At 71.1% G+C, this 16,532-nt stretch carries 13 protein-coding genes; 8 read left to right on the plus strand and 5 right to left on the minus strand.

Translation table 11 applies throughout. The annotated features are described in order from the left end of the window. Nucleotides 1-169: 169 nt before the first annotated feature. Genes ACUN9U_RS16365 through ACUN9U_RS16375 form a run of 3 tightly spaced genes read left to right on the plus strand, consistent with a single transcriptional unit; the run spans nt 170 to nt 5,232 of the window. Nucleotides 170-2,170, plus strand: a complete 2,001-nt coding sequence (locus ACUN9U_RS16365) for a proton-conducting transporter transmembrane domain-containing protein (protein WP_445486081.1) — start codon at nt 170-172, stop codon at nt 2,168-2,170. Between the two features lie 17 nt (nt 2,171-2,187). After that, nucleotides 2,188-3,795 (plus strand): complex I subunit 4 family protein, encoded by a 1,608-nt coding sequence (locus tag ACUN9U_RS16370; protein WP_445486082.1) that lies wholly within the window; start codon nt 2,188-2,190, stop codon nt 3,793-3,795. Nucleotides 3,796-3,816: 21 nt separating this feature from the next. After that, entirely contained in the window at nt 3,817-5,232 is a 1,416-nt protein-coding gene (locus tag ACUN9U_RS16375; RefSeq protein ID WP_445486123.1) for an NADH-quinone oxidoreductase subunit N, read from the plus strand. A gap of 143 nt (nt 5,233-5,375) precedes the next feature. On the opposite strand, the gene ACUN9U_RS16380 is transcribed toward ACUN9U_RS16375, so the two are convergent. The 3 genes from ACUN9U_RS16380 to ACUN9U_RS16390 all read right to left on the minus strand — a co-directional run bounded on the left by ACUN9U_RS16380 (nt 5,376) and on the right by ACUN9U_RS16390 (nt 8,820). Continuing rightward, nucleotides 5,376-5,708, minus strand: coding sequence for a metal-sensitive transcriptional regulator (locus ACUN9U_RS16380; protein WP_109775253.1), 333 nt, complete (start codon nt 5,706-5,708; stop codon nt 5,376-5,378). Nucleotides 5,709-5,924: 216 nt separating this feature from the next. Further along, nucleotides 5,925-8,327 (minus strand): heavy metal translocating P-type ATPase, encoded by a 2,403-nt coding sequence (locus ACUN9U_RS16385; protein WP_445486083.1) that lies wholly within the window; start codon nt 8,325-8,327, stop codon nt 5,925-5,927. Nucleotides 8,328-8,610: 283 nt separating this feature from the next. Continuing rightward, nucleotides 8,611-8,820 (minus strand): heavy-metal-associated domain-containing protein, encoded by a 210-nt coding sequence (locus ACUN9U_RS16390; protein ID WP_445486084.1) that lies wholly within the window; start codon nt 8,818-8,820, stop codon nt 8,611-8,613. Nucleotides 8,821-9,037: 217 nt separating this feature from the next. On the opposite strand from ACUN9U_RS16390, the gene ACUN9U_RS16395 reads away from it, so the two are divergent. The 4 genes from ACUN9U_RS16395 to ACUN9U_RS16410 all read left to right on the plus strand — a co-directional run bounded on the left by ACUN9U_RS16395 (nt 9,038) and on the right by ACUN9U_RS16410 (nt 13,080). Further along, nucleotides 9,038-9,517 (plus strand): hypothetical protein, encoded by a 480-nt coding sequence (locus ACUN9U_RS16395; protein ID WP_445486085.1) that lies wholly within the window; start codon nt 9,038-9,040, stop codon nt 9,515-9,517. Between the two features lie 388 nt (nt 9,518-9,905). Further along, nucleotides 9,906-10,760 (plus strand): GNAT family N-acetyltransferase, encoded by an 855-nt coding sequence (locus ACUN9U_RS16400; RefSeq protein WP_445486086.1) that lies wholly within the window; start codon nt 9,906-9,908, stop codon nt 10,758-10,760. A gap of 181 nt (nt 10,761-10,941) precedes the next feature. Continuing rightward, complete coding sequence (locus ACUN9U_RS16405; RefSeq protein WP_445486087.1) at nt 10,942-12,138, plus strand: acyltransferase family protein; 1,197 nt, start codon at nt 10,942-10,944, stop codon at nt 12,136-12,138. Nucleotides 12,139-12,423: 285 nt separating this feature from the next. Continuing rightward, on the plus strand, nt 12,424-13,080 hold the full coding sequence (locus tag ACUN9U_RS16410; RefSeq protein WP_445486088.1) for a hypothetical protein: 657 nt from the start codon (nt 12,424-12,426) through the stop codon (nt 13,078-13,080). Nucleotides 13,081-13,592: 512 nt separating this feature from the next. Here ACUN9U_RS16410 and ACUN9U_RS16415 read toward each other — a convergent pair. Then, the gene (locus tag ACUN9U_RS16415) at nt 13,593-14,381 is read right to left on the minus strand and encodes a DUF4352 domain-containing protein (RefSeq protein WP_445486089.1); all 789 of its coding nucleotides are present in this window, start codon (nt 14,379-14,381) and stop codon (nt 13,593-13,595) included. A gap of 767 nt (nt 14,382-15,148) precedes the next feature. Here ACUN9U_RS16415 and ACUN9U_RS16420 point away from each other — a divergent pair. Beyond that, nucleotides 15,149-16,069: a hypothetical protein gene (locus ACUN9U_RS16420; RefSeq protein WP_445486090.1), complete on the plus strand. Its 921-nt coding sequence runs from the start codon at nt 15,149-15,151 to the stop codon at nt 16,067-16,069. Between the two features lie 100 nt (nt 16,070-16,169). Here ACUN9U_RS16420 and ACUN9U_RS16425 read toward each other — a convergent pair whose 3' ends face one another. Continuing rightward, nucleotides 16,170-16,343, minus strand: coding sequence for a hypothetical protein (locus ACUN9U_RS16425; protein WP_445486091.1), 174 nt, complete (start codon nt 16,341-16,343; stop codon nt 16,170-16,172). Nucleotides 16,344-16,532: the final 189 nt, after the last annotated feature.

Consider the following 16,532-nt stretch of genomic DNA (forward strand, 5'->3'; position numbering starts at 1 on the left):
GCCCCGTGGGGGCGGGTGGTGGGGCCCCGGGTGTCCACGGTCCCCTGGGAGGGGGGTTGGGGGGGGGGGGTGGGCCCCCCCCCCCACCGCGGTTCGGACATGACCGACTCCGCCACGGAGCTGTCCCAGTGAGCCGGGTCAGAGCGGCGGCCACCGAGTGAGCGCGCAGATGAGCTCACTGCTGTGGGCGGTCGTGCTGTTGCCAGCTGCCATCGGTGCCGTCTTGGCGCTGGTCGGGCACCGGCTAGACAAGGCAGCTGCGCCAGCAGCGGTCGTGACCGCCGCAGCCGGCCTGGTGCTGGCGGTCACGGCAGCGGTGCTGCACCCCTCCGCCGGTGCCCCGCTGGTGGTGGCCGGTGGGCTCGACCTGGCAGTGGACCCCCTGGGCGCGCTGATGCTGGTCACCTCGGCCTCTGCCGTGCTGCTGATCGTGATCTTCGCCGCCGGCGACGTCCAGGAGCACCGAGCCCGCTTCTTCGGCCTGCTGCTCATCTTCAGCGCAGCAGCGGCCACGACGGCCACGGCGACGGCCCTGCCCGGGTTGCTGCTGGCCTGGGAGCTGATGGGGGCCTGCTCCTTCGCCCTGATCGGCTTTCCCTGGCGCCAGGCGCGGACGGTGGGTTCTGGGACCACGGCCTTCCTGGTGACGCGGACCGGTGACCTGGGCCTCTACCTCGCTGCAGCGGCCGCCGTGGCAGGGGCTCCAGGGCTGGCCCTGGCAGACCTGCCCGCCGCGCACGAGCCCTGGCGCTCGGTGGCCGCTGCTGGCGTCCTGGCCGCCGCGATCGGGAAGTCAGCTCAGCTGCCGGCCTCGTTCTGGCTGTCACGCGCCATGGACGGCCCCAGCCCGGTCAGCGCGCTGCTGCACTCCGCGACGATGGTGGCGCTGGGGACCTTCCTGCTGCTGCGCACCACCGACCTGCTGGCGGCCACGAGCTGGGCGTCGGCCACCGCCGCCTGGGTCGGGGTGGTGACGGCGGTGGTGCTTGGTGCGGTCGCCCTGGCCCAGCGCGACCTGAAGCAGCTGCTGGCCGCCTCGACGGCTTCGCAGCTGGGCTACGTGGTGCTGGCCGCGGGCATCGGGTCGGTCTCCGGTGGGGCGGTGCAGCTGGTCGCCCACGCGGCGACCAAGGCGCTGCTGTTCCTCGCGGCGGGCGCCTGGTTGTCCTTGCTGGGCACGAAGCAGCTGTCGGCCTTGCGCGGAGCGGGGCGGCGCTGGCCGGTGGTCGGAGTGTGCGCCGCGGTGGGCCTGGCATCGCTAGCGGGCTTGCCGCCGCTGTCGCTCTGGGCGGCCAAGGACGGCGTGCTGGCCGCAGCGCGAGAGGTCTCCCCGGCGCTGTACGTCGCTGGTCTGCTGGGCGCTGCCCTGGCGGCTGCTTACACCGCCAAGGCGTTGGCGGTGCTGTTGGGTCCTGAACCGAGAATCACCACGAGCCCTACGACCCGCGAGGACGAGGACCGCACGGGCACCGGGGACCACGGCTCTGCCGCCGCACACCGGACGTCCGACGCCGGTGGTGTCGTTGGGCTGCAGCGGGTGCCGCTGGTGGTGCTCGCGGCGGCAGCGGCGGTGCTGGGAGCACTTGTCCTGCCGCCAGTGGCGCAGCGTCTGCGAGGGGCTCTCGACGGTGCTGACGCTCCACCGGCCACACCGAGCGTCGGTGAGTTGGTGCTGTCGGGGGTGGTTGCTCTCGTGGTGGTTGGCGTGGTCACCGCGACACAGCTGCGCCGCTCGTCACCCACCACCTCGTCGGTGCCCTCCTCGTCGTCCTCCTCCTCCTCCTCTACTGCGGCGGGTCCGGGTGCCCGGTGGCGACAGGGCAGGCTGCGGACCTGGCTGCAGGACTGGCTGGGGCTGGAAGCCGCCGCACACGCCCTGGTGGTGCGCCCCGTGGTGGGCCTGGCCACCGTGCTGGCGCGCTGGGATGACCGTGGGCTGGACCGCGGCGTGAGCGCTGTTGCGGCCGCCGCCACCTCGACGGCGCGCGGCGCTGCTCGTTTCGATGACCGGCGCGTCGACGGTGCCGTGCGCAGCGTCGCCGCCGCCGCCCGCGCTGCTGGCCGTCTGGCGCGGCGCTCCCAGAGCGGACAGCTGCACCGCTACTACGCGGCGGCTGCGGTGGTGCTGCTGCTGGCTGCTGTCTTGCTCGCCCTGGCGCCGAGCGCCTGACCGGAAGTGGTGACCTCGTGCTGAGCCTGCTCGTCTTCATGCCGCTGGTCGCGGCCGGTGCCCTAGCCGTACTGCCGCGCGTGCCCGACGCGGCAGCGCGCTGGGCCTGGGTGGCTGTTGCCGGCGCCGAGCTGGTCCTGGTCGTCGCGATGGCCCTCGCCTACCGCACCCCCGCCCCCGGTGGCCTGGCCTTCGAGCAGCGGGTCCGATGGATTCCGGCTGTCGGGACCAGCTACCACGTGGGCCTGGATGGCATCTCCTTGCCACTGGCGGCGCTGACGTGTGTGGTCTTCCTGGCCTGCGCGGTGTACGCGCTGCGCGAGGCGCACCGCCCGCGGGCTCAGGCAGCGCTGTTCCTGTTCCTGCAGACCGCCTGCCTGGGCGTCTTCGCCGCGCAGGACCTGGTGCTGTTCTTCGTCTTCTTCGACCTGTCGATCGTGGGGATGTACTTCTCCATCGCGGGGTGGGGCCATGGGGACCGGGCGCGCTCAGCGCTGCGCTTCTTCCTCTACACCTTCCTGGGCTCCCTGGCCCTGCTGGTCGCCTTCATCGGGCTGTACCTGGGATCGGCACCGCACACCTTCGACATCGTCGAGCTGGCGGCGAACCCGCCGCTGCAGGGATCACCGACCACCGGGGTGCTGGTGCTGGTCGCGGCGCTGGTCGGGTTGGGCATCAAGACGCCCGTGGTGCCCGTGCACACCTGGCTGCCACCCGCGCACACCGACGCGCCGACCATCGGTTCGGTGGTCCTGGCGGGGGTGATGCTCAAGCTGGGCACCTACGGCCTGGTGCGGGTCGTGATGCCGCTGCTACCCGATGCCTGGCGCGCTGCGGCATGGGTCGTCGTGGCCCTCGGGGTCGTCTCCGCGCTGTACGGGGCGCTGGTGGCGTTGGCTCAGAGCGACTTCAAGCGGATGGTGGCCTACACCTCGGTGAACCACATGGGGTACGTGGTGCTCGCGCTCGGAGCGGCGGGCCTGGCGGGGGGTTCTGCAGCATCTGCGGCTCCCGGCGCGCCCGCAGGTGGGGCTGGCAGCGCCCTGGGGGCCGCCGCGGCCAGCAGCCAGCAGCTCGCGGTGATGGGGGCCGTGACGCAGATGGTCAGCCACGGCTTGATCACTGCTGCGTTGTTCCTGCTGGCCGGGGTGCTGCGCGACCGCACCGGCAGCTACGCGATGGGGCCTGGCAGCACCGGCAGCGGCCTGGGGCGGCTGGCGCCGCGGTGGGCAGCGCTGTTGGCGGTGGCCTCCTTCGCCTCTCTCGGGCTGCCGGCCTTCAGCGGCTTCGTCGCCGAGCTGCAGGTCTTCGCCGGCAGCATCGCGACAGCGCCGGTGACCGCGGTCGCACTGCTGGGCATCTTGATCACCGCCGCGCTGTTCCTGAGGGCACTGCAGAACCTGCTGACCGGTCCTGCGCGAGCCCCGCGGGGCGGGTTCGCCGACGTGCGGGCGGCCGAGGCGGTGCCCGTGGTGGTGCTGCTGGTGCTGGCAACGGCGATCGGTGTGGCACCCCAGCCGCTGCTGGACGTCATCGCCCCGACGTCGGCGTGGATCACCTCGGTGGTCACCCCCTTCGCGACGGACGCGGTCGCGGCCTCGGTGGCGGCACCGGCGGGGAACTGAGCCGTGGAGCACGACGTGGCCATGCTGACCCCAGAGGTCTGCCTCCTGGTCGGCACCGTGACGTGCCTGCTCATGGGCAGTTTCGTGGCGCGTGAGCGGCAGCGCTGGTCGCGGGTGGTCGCCGTCCTGGCTCTGGTTGCGGCCGCGGTCACCGCGCTGGTGGGGCCGGCCTCGCCCGCCACGGGTTCACTCGCCTTCCAGGCCAGCTACGCCCTGGACGCGCCGACCACGACGGCGCGGGTGCTGATCTGCGCTGCCACGCTGCTGGTGCTTCTGCTGGGACGCGATGAGCTGGCGGGTGACCCGCGCGAGAGCGAGATCTGCTCGCTGCTGCTGGCTGCAGCGCTCGGCGCGGTGGTCCTCGCCGGCGCCAGCGACCTGCTCGTGCTGGCGGTGGCCTACCTGCTGGCGAGCATCCCGCTGTACGCGCTGGTGGGACTGGCACGGACACCAGCAGCCGCTGAGGCCGCCTTGAAGACGTACCTGCTCGGCGCGCTGCTGGGCATCGTCATGCTCTTGGGCGTGGTGGTGCTGGTGGCGCTGGCCGGCGGCAGTACCTATGCGGAGCTGGTCAGTGGGCTGCGTTCTGGCCAGGTGCCACCACCACTGGTTGCTGTCGGGGTCGTGGCGACGCTGGGAGGGCTGCTGTTCAAGGCCGGGGCGGTTCCTGGTCACTTCTGGGTGCCCGACACCGCACAGGGAGCACGGACCGCGCTGGCCGCCTTCGCCACCACCGTGCCCAAGATCGGCGGCCTCATCGCGGCCTACCGGCTCGTCGATGCCACCGTCCAGGGCGGGGCCGTCCAGACCGGCACCGTCGTTGCCGGCATCGCGGCGGCGACGGCGCTGCTGGGCGTGCTGGCGGCCTTCGGGCAGGAAGACGTGCGCCGACTTCTGGGGTGGTCCACGGTCTCCCAGGCCGGCTTCCTGCTGTTCCCGGTGGCGGCTGCGGGCCGCAGCGATGTGGCGCAACCCTCGCTACTGCTGTACCTGGCCGGGTACGCCGCCGCCAACCTCGCTGCCTTCGCCGTGGTCGCTGCTGAGCCACACCGACGCACCCGCGAGGCTTGGCGCGGGGCCGCCCGGCGACGGCCCTGGGTGGGTGCAGCTCTGCTGGTGTCGCTGCTGGGTCTGGTGGGAACACCGCCCACAGCGGTCTTCGTCGGCAAGCTCACCACCTTCACCGCGGCCTGGGACGGGGGACTGGCCTGGCTGGTGGTGCTGGGCGCGGTCGCGACTGCCGCTTCGTTGTTCCCTTACCTGCGCTGGTTGGCGGCTGCTTTCGCGAAGGCACCAGCCGATGAGGACGCCGGACAGGTCAGCCGGGGACCTTCGAGTGCTGCGGCCGCAGCAGTCAGCGCCGCTGCCGTGGTCCTCGTGCTCGGAGTGGGGGCTGGGCCGCTGTGGACGGCCCTCAGCGGGCAGGTTCTGAGGTGATCTGCCGGCGGCTGGAGCTCCCCGCCGCAAGTGAGCTGACCCAGATCGTGTGGTGACCTACTGGTCAGGCTCCTGCCCAGCTGCCGGCCGGCTGCCGGTCAGTTGAGCCTCACCGCCGGCGACGGCCGGGCGGGCGAAGAGGATCAGGACTTCACCAGCCGGGCGATGGCCGCGGAGGCTTCGGCGATCTTCTCCTCGGCCTCAGGGCCGCCCGCACGAGCCGCGTCGACCACGCAGTGCTTGAGGTGGTCATCCAGGAGGCCGAGGGCGACGTTCTCGGTGGCCGCGGTCATGGCGCTGATCTGGGTGAGGATGTCGATGCAGTAGGCCTCGTTCTCCACCATGCGCTGCAGGCCCCGGACCTGACCCTCGATGCGCTTCAGGCGCGTGAGGTAGCGGTCCTTGTCGCTGATGTAGCCGTGGTGGTGGGCGCTCGGGGTGTCCTCGGTCGCCTCGGGGGCGGGGTGGTCGGTCATGGACGACTCCTTGGGCCTGCACCGACGTGCGGGTAGGGGTGACGGGGTGGGTGGGGTGGCTCAGCGCCACCATGGTGGCTCACGCGCTCGCTCGTGCGTGCAGGCCGGCTTCGGTCACCCGCGCAAGATCGCGGTCCGCTCCTGTGCGACGTTGGCCGGCCGTGAGCACCTGGACGCGTGCCGCGGGCAGGGCTCGGGGCCACCTGCACGGTGGTGCTAACGGGAGCCCATGGGCTCGGTCGCGGTGAAGCGGCGCAGGCGCAGGCTGTTGCCCACCACGAAGACGCTGGAGAGGGCCATGGCCGCTCCGGCCAGCATCGGGTTGAGCAGCCCCAGCGCAGCGACCGGGATCGCAGCGGTGTTGTAGGCGAAGGCCCAGAACAGGTTGGACTTGATCGTGGCCAGGGTCCGCCGGGACAGGCGGATCGCATCGACCACGCCGAGCAGGTCCCCTCCCACCACGGTCAGGTCTGAGGCCTGCATGGCGACGTCGGTGCCGGTGCCCATCGCCAGGCCGAGGTCGGCCTGGGCTAGGGCGGGGGCGTCGTTGATGCCGTCCCCGACCATGGCGACCTTCTTGCCCGCCTGCTGGAGGGCGCGCACGGTGGCGACCTTGTCCTGGGGCAGTACCTCGGCGATGACGTGCTCGATGCCCACCTGGGCGGCGACGTCACGGGCGACGGCCTCGTTGTCGCCGGTGAGCAGGACCGGGGTCAGGCCCAGCTTCTTCAGCGCGGCCACGGCCTGGGCGCTGGTGGCCTTGACGGTGTCGGCGACGACGAGCAGGCCGCGGGCCGCGCCGTCCCACCCGACAGCCACCACCGTCGACCCCCTGGACTCGGCCTCCGCCTTGGCGGCGGCCAGAACCTGGCTCAGGGGCGCGCCGTGCTCGGCCAGCAGCGAGGCCCGGCCCACCACGGCGGAGCGGCCTTCCACGGTGCCGTGCACCCCGCGGCCCTCGTCGGTGGTGAAGCTGGTGGGCGCGGGCAGCACCTGGCCGACGGTCTGGTCGTCCGCCCGGTCGTCCTCCCGCTCGTCCACCAGATCGTCGCCCTGGGCGCTGGTGCGGGCGCCAGCGACGACAGCTCGGGCGATGGGGTGTTCGGAGGCGTCCTCGAGTGCGGCCGCCAGGCGCAGCAGCTCGGCCTGGTCGACGCCGGGGGCGGGGATGGTCCGGACCAGGCTCATCTGGCCGGTGGTGACGGTGCCGGTCTTGTCCAGGACGACGGTGTCGATGCGGCGCGTGGACTCCAGTACCTCCGGGCCCTTGATCAGGATGCCCATCTGGGCGCCGCGCCCGGTGCCGACGAGCAGCGCGGTCGGGGTAGCCAGGCCCAGGGCGCAGGGGCAGGCGATGACCAGGACGGCCACTGCGGCGGTGAAGGCCGCCGAGGCGGGGAAACCAGCCCCCAGCCAGGCGCCCAGGGTGATGACGGCGATGACCAGGACGACCGGGACGAAGACCGCGGAGATCTGGTCAGCCAGGCGCTGGACCTGGGCCTTGCCGTTCTGGGCGGCCTCGACCAGGCGGGCCATTTGGGCCAGCTGGGTCTGCTCGCCCACGCGGGTGGCGCGCACCACCAGGCGCCCGCCGACGTTCAGCGTGGCGCCCACGACCTCGTCGTCGGCGCTGACCTCTACGGGCACCGACTCCCCGGTGAGCATGGAGGCGTCCACGGCGGAGGTGCCGCTGACCACGACACCGTCGGTGGCGATCTTCTCGCCGGGGCGGACGAGGAAGTCCTCGCCCACGGCGAGCTCGTCGATGGCGACGGTGTGCTCCACCCCGTCGCGCAGGACGGCGACCTGCTGGGCACCCAGGTCCAGCAGGGCCCGCAGGGCGGCTCCGGCGCGCCGCTTGGAGCGCTTCTCCACGTAGCGCCCCGCCAGGACGAAGGTGGTCACCCCCGCGCCGACCTCGAGGTAGATGTTCCCTGCCCCGTCCGAGGGGGCCAGGGTGAGCTTGAAGGGGTGGACCATCCCGGGCACGCCCGCGGTGCCCAGGAAGAGGGCGTACAGCGACCAGGCCAGCGCTGCGGCGGTGCCCACGGAGACCAGGGTGTCCATGGTGGCGCTGCCGTGGCGCAGGTTGACCCACGCAGCCCGGTGGAAGGGCCAGGCTCCCCACACGATGACGGGGGCGGCCAGGGCCAGGGAGGCCCACTGCCAGTAGGTGAACTGCAGCGCGGGGATCATGGCCATGGCGACCACGGGCACTGTCAGGACCGCTGCACCGATGAGCCGCTGGCGCAGGGAGGTCAGCTCGCGCTCGGCGCTGGTCTGCTCACCGCTGTCCGCGGCCGATGCCCCGGCTGCCGGGGCTGAGGCGTCGGTCTCCGAGCCATCACCGGGCACCGGTGGGCGCCTGGGGGCAGGGTCGGGAGGCAGGACCGCGGTGTAGCCGGCCTTGCTGACCTCGGTGATCAGCACTGCGGGGTCGAAGCCCTTGGGAATGCTGACCTGGGCCTTCTCGGTGGCGTAGTTCACCGTGGCGTTGACGCCGTCGAGCTTGTTCAGCTTGCGCTCGATGCGCATGGCGCAGGAGGCACACGTCATCCCTTGGATCTGCAGGGCGAGGGTGGACGAGTCCGCGGGTGCGGAGGGGTTCGTCGTGCTCATCGAGGTGCCTTCCGTGCGGTCTTCGAGCGGTGGGCCGACAGCCGAGTGAACGGTGCGGCCACGGTCAGCGGGCCCAACCGGTCCAGCCGGTCAGCTGATCGACCCAGCTTGTGGGCCTAAGGGTTCATCGCGTGATCGCTGTCTTCGCCGTGTGAGGTGTCCGCGGTGGACTGCTGCCAGCGCTGGGCTGCCTCAGGCGGCGCCAGTGCCGAGGCGGTGGCGTAGGAGGCGCCGAAGGCCAACGCGAGGCCGGCGGCGAAGACGCCGAGCCGTCCTGCGCTGTTCACGGCACGGGGACAGCGGTGTAGCCGGCCTCCTCGACCGCGGCCAGCACCTGGGAGGTGGGCACGTCCTGCGTGGCCTTGACGACCAAGACTCCGGTGCTGGCGTCCACCTCGACCTCACGCACTCCGGCCAGGACGCTGACCTCCTCGCGCACGGAGGCCTCGCAGTGGCCGCAGGTCATGCCGCTCACCTGGTAGCGCTTGTCCATCGTCAGCTCCTCTCGACCCGTGTACCCCTGGGGGGTACTACCTCGTCAATAGATTACCCCCCAGGGGTATTCCACAAACCCGTCTCCTCCGGGCGCTGTCCGCCTTCTAGAACACCCGCTTCCGGCCTGCCCATCTCCACCTGACCACTGGCGTTCAGACGGGTGATCAGAGGTCGGCTGCACCCGCCCGGGCGTTGAGAGCAGTTAGCCTGCTGGTGTGCCCGCCACAGCCACGGCGCCTGCTCAGGTGCAGGCGCACCTCGGCCGGCCGCGACGACGCGGCCACGTCGAGGTGTCCGGGCTGCCGGGTGCAAGCATCCTCCTGCTGGTACTGGCTCTGCTGGTGCTGACCATGGCCAGCCCGCTGGACCGGGCCGGGCGCAGCGCCCACGCCGGACCGCAGCTGAGCGCCTCAGGTGTGGCCGCTCACACCCACGCGAACCTGGCCACCCTCGCTCAGTCACCCCATGCCTCGGCCTCCACGGCGCCGAGCTCGGCCCAGGACGCTCCAGCGACCCCGGCCCTGGGACAGGACGCCCCCTCGGGGCACAACGGTGACCATCACCACCACGTCGACCTGGATCCCGTCGGCGCCGGTGCTCTGCACTCGGCTGGCGCTTCAGCCTTCGCTCTGACTCCCGCCCAGCACCTCTCGGTGCTGCTGGTTGCTGCCGTCACCTTGACCTACCCCGACTGAGCCTTCGGGCAGCGCTTCGCCCAGCAGGCCTCTTCGTGCCTGCCGCCACGCCGCCATCGCGACCCCCAACGGGGCGCTGAGTGCGGCTGTGACCTCGGGCGACTGCCGCTGCTCCCGCCCCGGCCCACACCCGGCGCCCCGCCCCCAGGCGACTGCGCATGCAGCGCCTGATGAAGCACACGGACGCCCTGCGTCGCGCCGCCGCGGGCTGCCCGGCTCATTCGACGACCCCACGCACCAGAGGTGACCCATGCCCTCCCACCAGCACAACGACCCCGGCCACCCCCGCTTCACCCCCCGGCCCCATGCGCGCGCGGGCAGAGCCCCCGGGTACAGCCCTGGACACCTCGACAGCGCAGATGGTCCGATGCGACTCAGCGGTGCTGGAGTGCGCGAGCGTCTGCGCGCCGCGACCTGGTCTGCGGCCGACACCGCGCACCTCATGAACATCCGCGAGATGACGCCTGCCGACCTGCCGCGCACCGCGTTCTGGCACCGCAAGGCTCTGCCACAGGCCTTCTTCACCCGGCTCGGTCCTCGCTTCTTGAGGCGCTGGCAGCACACCTACCTGGACTCCCCCCACGCCATCGCGCTGATGGCTGAGCGCACCGACGTCCTGCCGCCGCAGCCGGTGGCCTTCCTCCTCGCGGCCACTGACGCCCAGGCTCACCAGGCCCACGTCCTGCGCCACCACCGACTGCCGCTGACGGCCCTCGGCCTGGGCGCCCTGCTGGTCCGCCCGGCGGTGCTCGTGCGCTTCCTGCGCACCCGCGCCGGTCGCTACATCCAGCGCATGACCCACCTCCCCACCACCGGCGGGCTCGCTCGCCAGGCCAGCCCCATGGCCGCCGACGCTGCTCGTGGGTGCCCGACCCCCTCGTCCACCTCGTCCACCTCGTCCGCCTCGTCCACGGACCCGGCGCAGGCCCATCGAGCCCGTGTGGCCGTGGTCGTCGCGCTCGTGGTCGACGTCAAGGTCCGCCGCAGCGGCGTAGGACGAGCGCTCCTCGACGCCTTCACCACCCGGGCTGCCCAGGCCGGGGCCGACAGGGCCGAGCTGGTGACCGCATGGGCATCAGACGCTGAGGTCTTCTACGACGAGTGCGGCTGGTCGAGGTCCACCATGCGCCCCAACCGCGATGGCAGCTTCGTCACCCCCTTCCACCTCGCGCTGGGCGCTGAGGTGCCCCCGGCCGAGTGCGCGCGGCACGCCGCCGGCCCCGTCGCGACGTCCAGCGACTGACGCCGCGCGGGGCTGTAGCGACGTCACCGCTCACCGGCGCCACGTCCTGCCTCGCCCGTACTCGCTGACCTGCGCGCTCCCCTCGAACGCGCGGCACCTCGCGTCGCCACGACCTGCGTTGAGCGCTCCTTCCTCAGCGGTCCTGGCGGCGGCCCTCGCTCAACGACCTTGGAGAAACGTCGTGACCCAGACCGCTGTCCCCGTCCTCAGTGCCCGGCCACCTGCGCGCCGCCCGGGCTTTCGCCCTGACGTCGAGGGCCTGCGCGCACTGGCCCTCGGGCTGGTGCTGCTGTACCAGGCCGGAGTGCCCGGCACCGCAGGAGGACGCCTGGGCGTCGATGTCTTCTTCGTCATCTCCGGCTTCCTCATCACCGGGCTGCTGGTGCGCGAGGTGGAGACCACAGGCCGCATCGACCTACCTCGCTTCTACGCCCGCCGAGCACGGCGCATCCTGCCCAGCGCAGTCAGCGTCAGCATCGCCGTTCTGCTCATCGTCGCCGTGGTCGCCCCGACGACCTTGGCGCGCGTCGGCATCGACGCGGTCGCTGCAAGCCTGCAGGTCGCGAACTGGCGCTACGTCGTCGCCGACCTGTCCGGCCTCAACCCGGTCGGCGTCGGTAGTCCCCTGCTGCACTACTGGTCCCTGGCCGTTGAGGAGCAGTTCTACCTCGCCTGGCCACCACTGGTGGTCCTGACGGCGTGGCTGGCGCGCAGGCGCCAGCGGTCGCTGCGCAGGTGGCTGGCTGCTGTCGCCGGCGGACTGGCCCTGCTCTCCTTGGGCGCCTCGGTCTTCCTGACGCCCCTGTCCGGCACGGTGGCCTACCTTTCGACCCCCACGCGCGCCTGGCAGCTGGCCGCCGGTGCACTGCTGGCACTGGCGGTCCCGGCTCTGCTGGCGTTGGCGCGCAAGGCGTGGTGGCCCGCTGCTGCAGCTGGCTCCGCTGTTCTGGGGCTGGCGATGGTCTTGACCAGCGCTCACTGGACCGGCGCTGTGGACTACCCCGGTTCAGCCGCCCTGGTCCCCACGCTGGGCACCGTCGTCCTGATCGCCAGCGGCGTAGGTGCCCCAGGAGTGGTGCAGCGCCTGCTCTCGTGGGCGCCGGTGCAGGCCGCGGGACGCCTGTCCTACGTCTGGTACCTCTGGCACCTTCCGGTGATCTACGTCGCCGAAGAGATGGGGGTGCAGTCGTGGTTGGTCCTGTTGGGCGCAGAGGTCTTCCTCGGAGGCGCCTTGGCCTGGCTGACGGCTGTGCTCATCGAACGCCCCTGCCGTTTCGCGCCGAGATGGGCGGCCAACTCGAGCCGAGGGCTGATTCTTGGTGCTGGACTGACGGCACTAGGCGTGCTCGCGGGCATAAGCGCTGTCATCTTGAGCTGATCGGCGTTCGGGTAGCGATCGTCAGCGTGCCGCTGACCGGACAGCGATCGTCTTCGTGCCGCTGACCGGAGCGGGATCGCCAGCGGCACATGCTCGCGCCGAGGTCAGTAGCTCGGGCGGACTGACAATCACTGAGAAGCCGATCGCTTGCCCAAGTCCCTTCCCGTCATCGACACCTCTCACTGCTGGACGTGGGCTGCAACACGACGCCTTCGAGCACCGTCTGACCATCACACGCACACCAGCACCGCCAGACTGCTGCGCGACCACGACAGGGAGACCACGGTGCGTACACCACTTGGGGCCACCGCCATCCTCGCGGTAGTCGCGCTGACAATCCTCAGTGGTTGCGCCCGAGGCGGCACCAGCGCCATCAGCATCGCGGCTGCTCAGGCCGACCCGAGCACCCCGCAGCCCATTGCCTCCGCCTCAGCCACCTGCATCGCGGACTACCCGCAGTACACCTCCGCCAGCGACCTGGTCTCCCGCGCTGACCTCATCGTCCGCGTCACCGCCACCGGCCCCTCCCGCGACTACGACGCCTACCCGTTACCTCATTCCAGCGAGGGCTCAGGGCTTCAACCTCAACCACCTCAAGAGGGCCTGACGGCCCAAGAGCAGCAAGAGCGAGACCTCACCGCCCTCCCCGCAACAGCGATCACCGTGCGTGTCGAGGAGGTGCTCAAGGGAGAGGTCACTGTCGGAGACGTCTTCGAGGTCAACCAGAACCCCTGCACCGCTCGCCCGCTGCCCACCGGGGGCGACCTCCAGTACCTGCTGGCGTTGGAGTCCTACCAGCTACCACCCGGTACCCCGCGCAACCAACTCAACGACAGCCAGGCCGCCTGGCAGGTCGGCCAGGACCGCTCCTTGGTGCCGGTCAACCCCGACAACGACCTGGGCATCACCTCCGTCGACCAGCTCCTCGCTGTCGCACGGTGACGCTCCTGGATGTCGCCTTCCAGAGGGGACGATGACGAGGACGGACGCAGTCGGGCTCGATGCTCATCTTGATCCCGATGACGTTTCTCAGCGCCTGCGCCGAAGGCCACGCCGCCACGGAACCCCCGGCGAACGCCGGCACCGTGGAGGTGCTCCTGGACGGGGACGACGCCGGGCGACCCCTGCTTGTCCGAGCCGGTCGACGCAATGTGGCTCCGGCAGGTCTATTCTCTGACCCTGGCTCTGCAAAAGCTCGTCACCACTGTGGTCGCGGCGCAGGACGTCGCCTCGCACTACGCCGAGACGAAGGCTCAGGCCATCGGCGGCAGCCCTCACTCCCACCTGGCCCGCGACGAGCTTGATGAGACCTGGCACGTGGTGTCCCACAGCCTGCAGCAGCTTGAGGGCAGCACCAGGCTGCTGTCGATGATTGCGGAACAGTGCTGGCCCCCGAGACACACGAACGCCCCGCCCCTGATCAGGGGCGGGGCGTTGTGCGGTAGCGCGTCAGATCACTTCAGCGAGACCTGCACTCCACCGGAGAAGGCCGAGTCGTGCAGCTCCATGGTGGTGATGTCGGCGCCCTCAGGGACGTCAAAGACGACCTTGCCGTCGAGCTTGTTGCCGGGGTTGATCTCCTCCATGAGGCTGGAGGAGTCGTCGAGGTAGATCGCGGCCTCGGTGTCCGCGGAGTACTCCTGGCCCGCCGCGTTGATGAGCTTTGCGTTGTCGCCGAAGAAGTACTGCGCCTCGTCGCCGATGTTGGCCACGGTCAGGTCGACGATGCAGAACTGGCCCTGCGCCTTGGCGCCGAAGGCGTCCGAGCCGATGAGCGTCTCGCCGCATTCCATGCCGTGAACGGTGAACTCGAACTTGCCGTCGCGGACGGCAGTGTTCAGGCCAGCCACGTCCTCGGCGGGCTCCTCCGCGGCGGGCTCCTCGGCGGCGGGCTCGGCGGCCGGCGCGGCGGCCGCGTCCGCCGGTGCAGCCTCGGCAGCAGGGGCCGCCTCGTCCGTCGTAGACCCAGATGAGCCGCCGGCGAGAGCGGCGATGACCAGGATGCCAATGAGACCGAAGACGGCACTCAGGATCAGGCCGGCAAGAGCCAGGCCTCGTCCCTTCTTGCGGCCCGGCTTGGTGTGGCTGATGCCCACGATGGACAGCACCAGTCCAAGCGGCCAGAACAGGAAGGCGAAGACCAGACCGGTGATGGCCGCCACCGACGTCGGTCGGTTGTCGTAGCCGGCGGGCTGGCCGGTGTAGGGCTGCTGACCCGGCTGCGGGTCGATGGACGTGGACATGGATCCCCCGATGGTCATCAACAGGAACTGGGTAGTTGCCGTGAGTGCGGTCGCGGGAAAGTGTCAGTAGAACTGTTGTGATCGAGTGTGGCTATCGACGTGCGTCACCTTCGCGGCTTCCTATAGGCCCGCACGGCGCCGCGGAGCAGGTTCTGGGTTCTCGCTCTGCCCACGTCACAGCGTCTTGATCAGTTAGTGCACTCCAACACTGATCCACATCCTTGGTGTCCCCCGAACTTCATACAAGGATCGTCGTCGATCGGATAGCCGTTTCTAGCCAACCCCGCTACCGCCCCCTCCCTCCCGTGCCCGCCGAGCCGCCGAAGCCCTCAGTGATCGGGACAGAGATAGTCCTCGGCGGCGTACACCAGCGACATCGCGGTAGTCGGTCCCCGTGTGCGACGAGTCCGTGTGCGGCGGCGGCATAGGTGTGGTGGTAGCAAGAGAGCCGCGAGGGCCTCGTCGTCACCGCGGCTGCCTCCCAATCCAGCAGCGGTGTCTCCCACACCGCCCGGACCCTGGAGTGTCCGGAGGCGCCCGGTGGGTGTCGCATGAGCCACGATCTCCCTGAGAGAGCCGTCCAGAGGCCGACGAAGGGACCGCTTCCGTGTCTTATGACCTGCAGGTCTTCGCCCAGCGGCAGATCTCACCCGCCGAGATGAGTCGGTAATCAGCAAGAGGCGTGGTCAGTGGCGTGGGCCGGCCCTGACCACCTCGCGGTGGTCCGCGGTCACGCACGCATCAGCGGAGACGGTCCCGGGCAGCTGGTGCTGGCCGCTGCCGATGGCAGCGACGAGGGCACCCCCATCGGTGGCGTCGCCGACATCAGGGAGGTCACCAGCAGCGCCGACGGAAAGCACCTGGCGTTCCTGGGGCGCAGCGAGACGTCCTCGGGCGCCTGCCTGGACCCGGCACCGACCCAGCCGATGAGCCTGTACCTGGCCGCCGTCGACGGCAGCGGCACCCGACGCGTCGTCGACGTGCCGACCGCGTCGCGCTCCCTGGCCCTGTCCCCGGACGGACGCACCGCCGCTGTGGTCGACCTGGGCGACGACTCCGCCATCCCGGCCGGCAGGGACTGGTGCAATCCCGGGGAGGCCCGGCTGGTGCTCATCGACACCACCACCGGAGCCATCCGCGTTGTGGAAGGTGCGACCGCGATGCCGGGCACGCCCCGCTTCTCCGCCGATGGAAGGACCGTCGTCCTGGACGGTGGTGACTCCGGCTACCCCGACCGCGACATCGTCCTGGTTGACGTCGCCTCGGCCCAGGCCAGGCGGCTGAGCACGCCGGGGGTGGTGGAGACCAACCCGGTCTTCTCTCCTGACGGGCAGTTTCTGGCGGTGCTGCGCCACAGCGCCGACCAGGCTCATGGCGCGACGGCGGCCATCGCGGTGGGTGCTGCCGACGGCAGCGGGCTGCGCGACGTCGCGACAACGGGCACCGAGGATTACGGCTTGGCGTGGACCTCGGACGGGTCCCACCTGGTGGTGGCTGGCGCGAAGGTGGAGATGGCCTGCGGCGGCGGTGCGGTCGTCGACCTCGGCGCAGCCGCCCCTGGAGGTTGCGACGTCGCGACAGCGACCACGGACCTGCGCCTTGTCCCAGCCAGCGGTGGGCAGCTGCATCAGGTGTCGGAGACCGTCACCGGCTTCGACGCCGGTCTGGTGTCGGCACCCCTTGCTTGACGGCCCGTACGCCCGGCGGCGCGCTGAGCCCACTGCCCGATCGGCGTCTCGCTGACGACTCACATCGCCGGGCTCACCGGGCTTGAGGTCGTGGGGGCGCTCACGCCGTGAAGCTGCCGCCTTGGGCGCTGCTTTCCGGCATGCCCGCGATCGGCGGCTTCTTCGTGCCTGCCTTCGCTGGTGCTACGCCATCGAGCGGTGTCAGCAGGCCGCTGAAGGCTGCGGCCAGTGGCCGCAGCAGCCACCGGAAGAGCGCTGTGAGGTGTTGCGTCATCGTCGCCTCCCTGCGAGGGCTCCATGGTCATCGGCGGGGATGCCAAGTGCAATAGCCGACCGCTCACCGTGCACAGGCAGACACGGCGCGGAGGGTCCATGACAAACGGTGATCGAATCGCGAATACCCCACCCGGCGGTGGTGTCTCGTCTCGGTGGGCTCAACGGGACAGCGGGCAGCGCAAGGGCC

Source organism: Quadrisphaera sp. KR29, assembly GCF_052644995.1.

Bases quoted from the DNA above. Each gene is read 5' to 3' on its own strand.
- ACUN9U_RS16365 (WP_445486081.1), top strand. From the start codon at position 170: ATGAGCTCACTGCTGTGGGCGGTCGTGCTGTTGCCAGCTGCCATCGGT.
- ACUN9U_RS16375 (WP_445486123.1), top strand. From the start codon at position 3,817: ATGCTGACCCCAGAGGTCTGCCTCCTGGTCGGCACCGTGACGTGCCTG.
- ACUN9U_RS16380 (WP_109775253.1), bottom strand. From the start codon at position 5,708: ATGACCGACCACCCCGCCCCCGAGGCGACCGAGGACACCCCGAGCGCC.
- ACUN9U_RS16385 (WP_445486083.1), bottom strand. From the start codon at position 8,327: ATGAGCACGACGAACCCCTCCGCACCCGCGGACTCGTCCACCCTCGCC.
- ACUN9U_RS16390 (WP_445486084.1), bottom strand. From the start codon at position 8,820: ATGGACAAGCGCTACCAGGTGAGCGGCATGACCTGCGGCCACTGCGAG.
- ACUN9U_RS16415 (WP_445486089.1), bottom strand. From the start codon at position 14,381: ATGTCCACGTCCATCGACCCGCAGCCGGGTCAGCAGCCCTACACCGGC.
- ACUN9U_RS16425 (WP_445486091.1), bottom strand. From the start codon at position 16,343: ATGACGCAACACCTCACAGCGCTCTTCCGGTGGCTGCTGCGGCCACTG.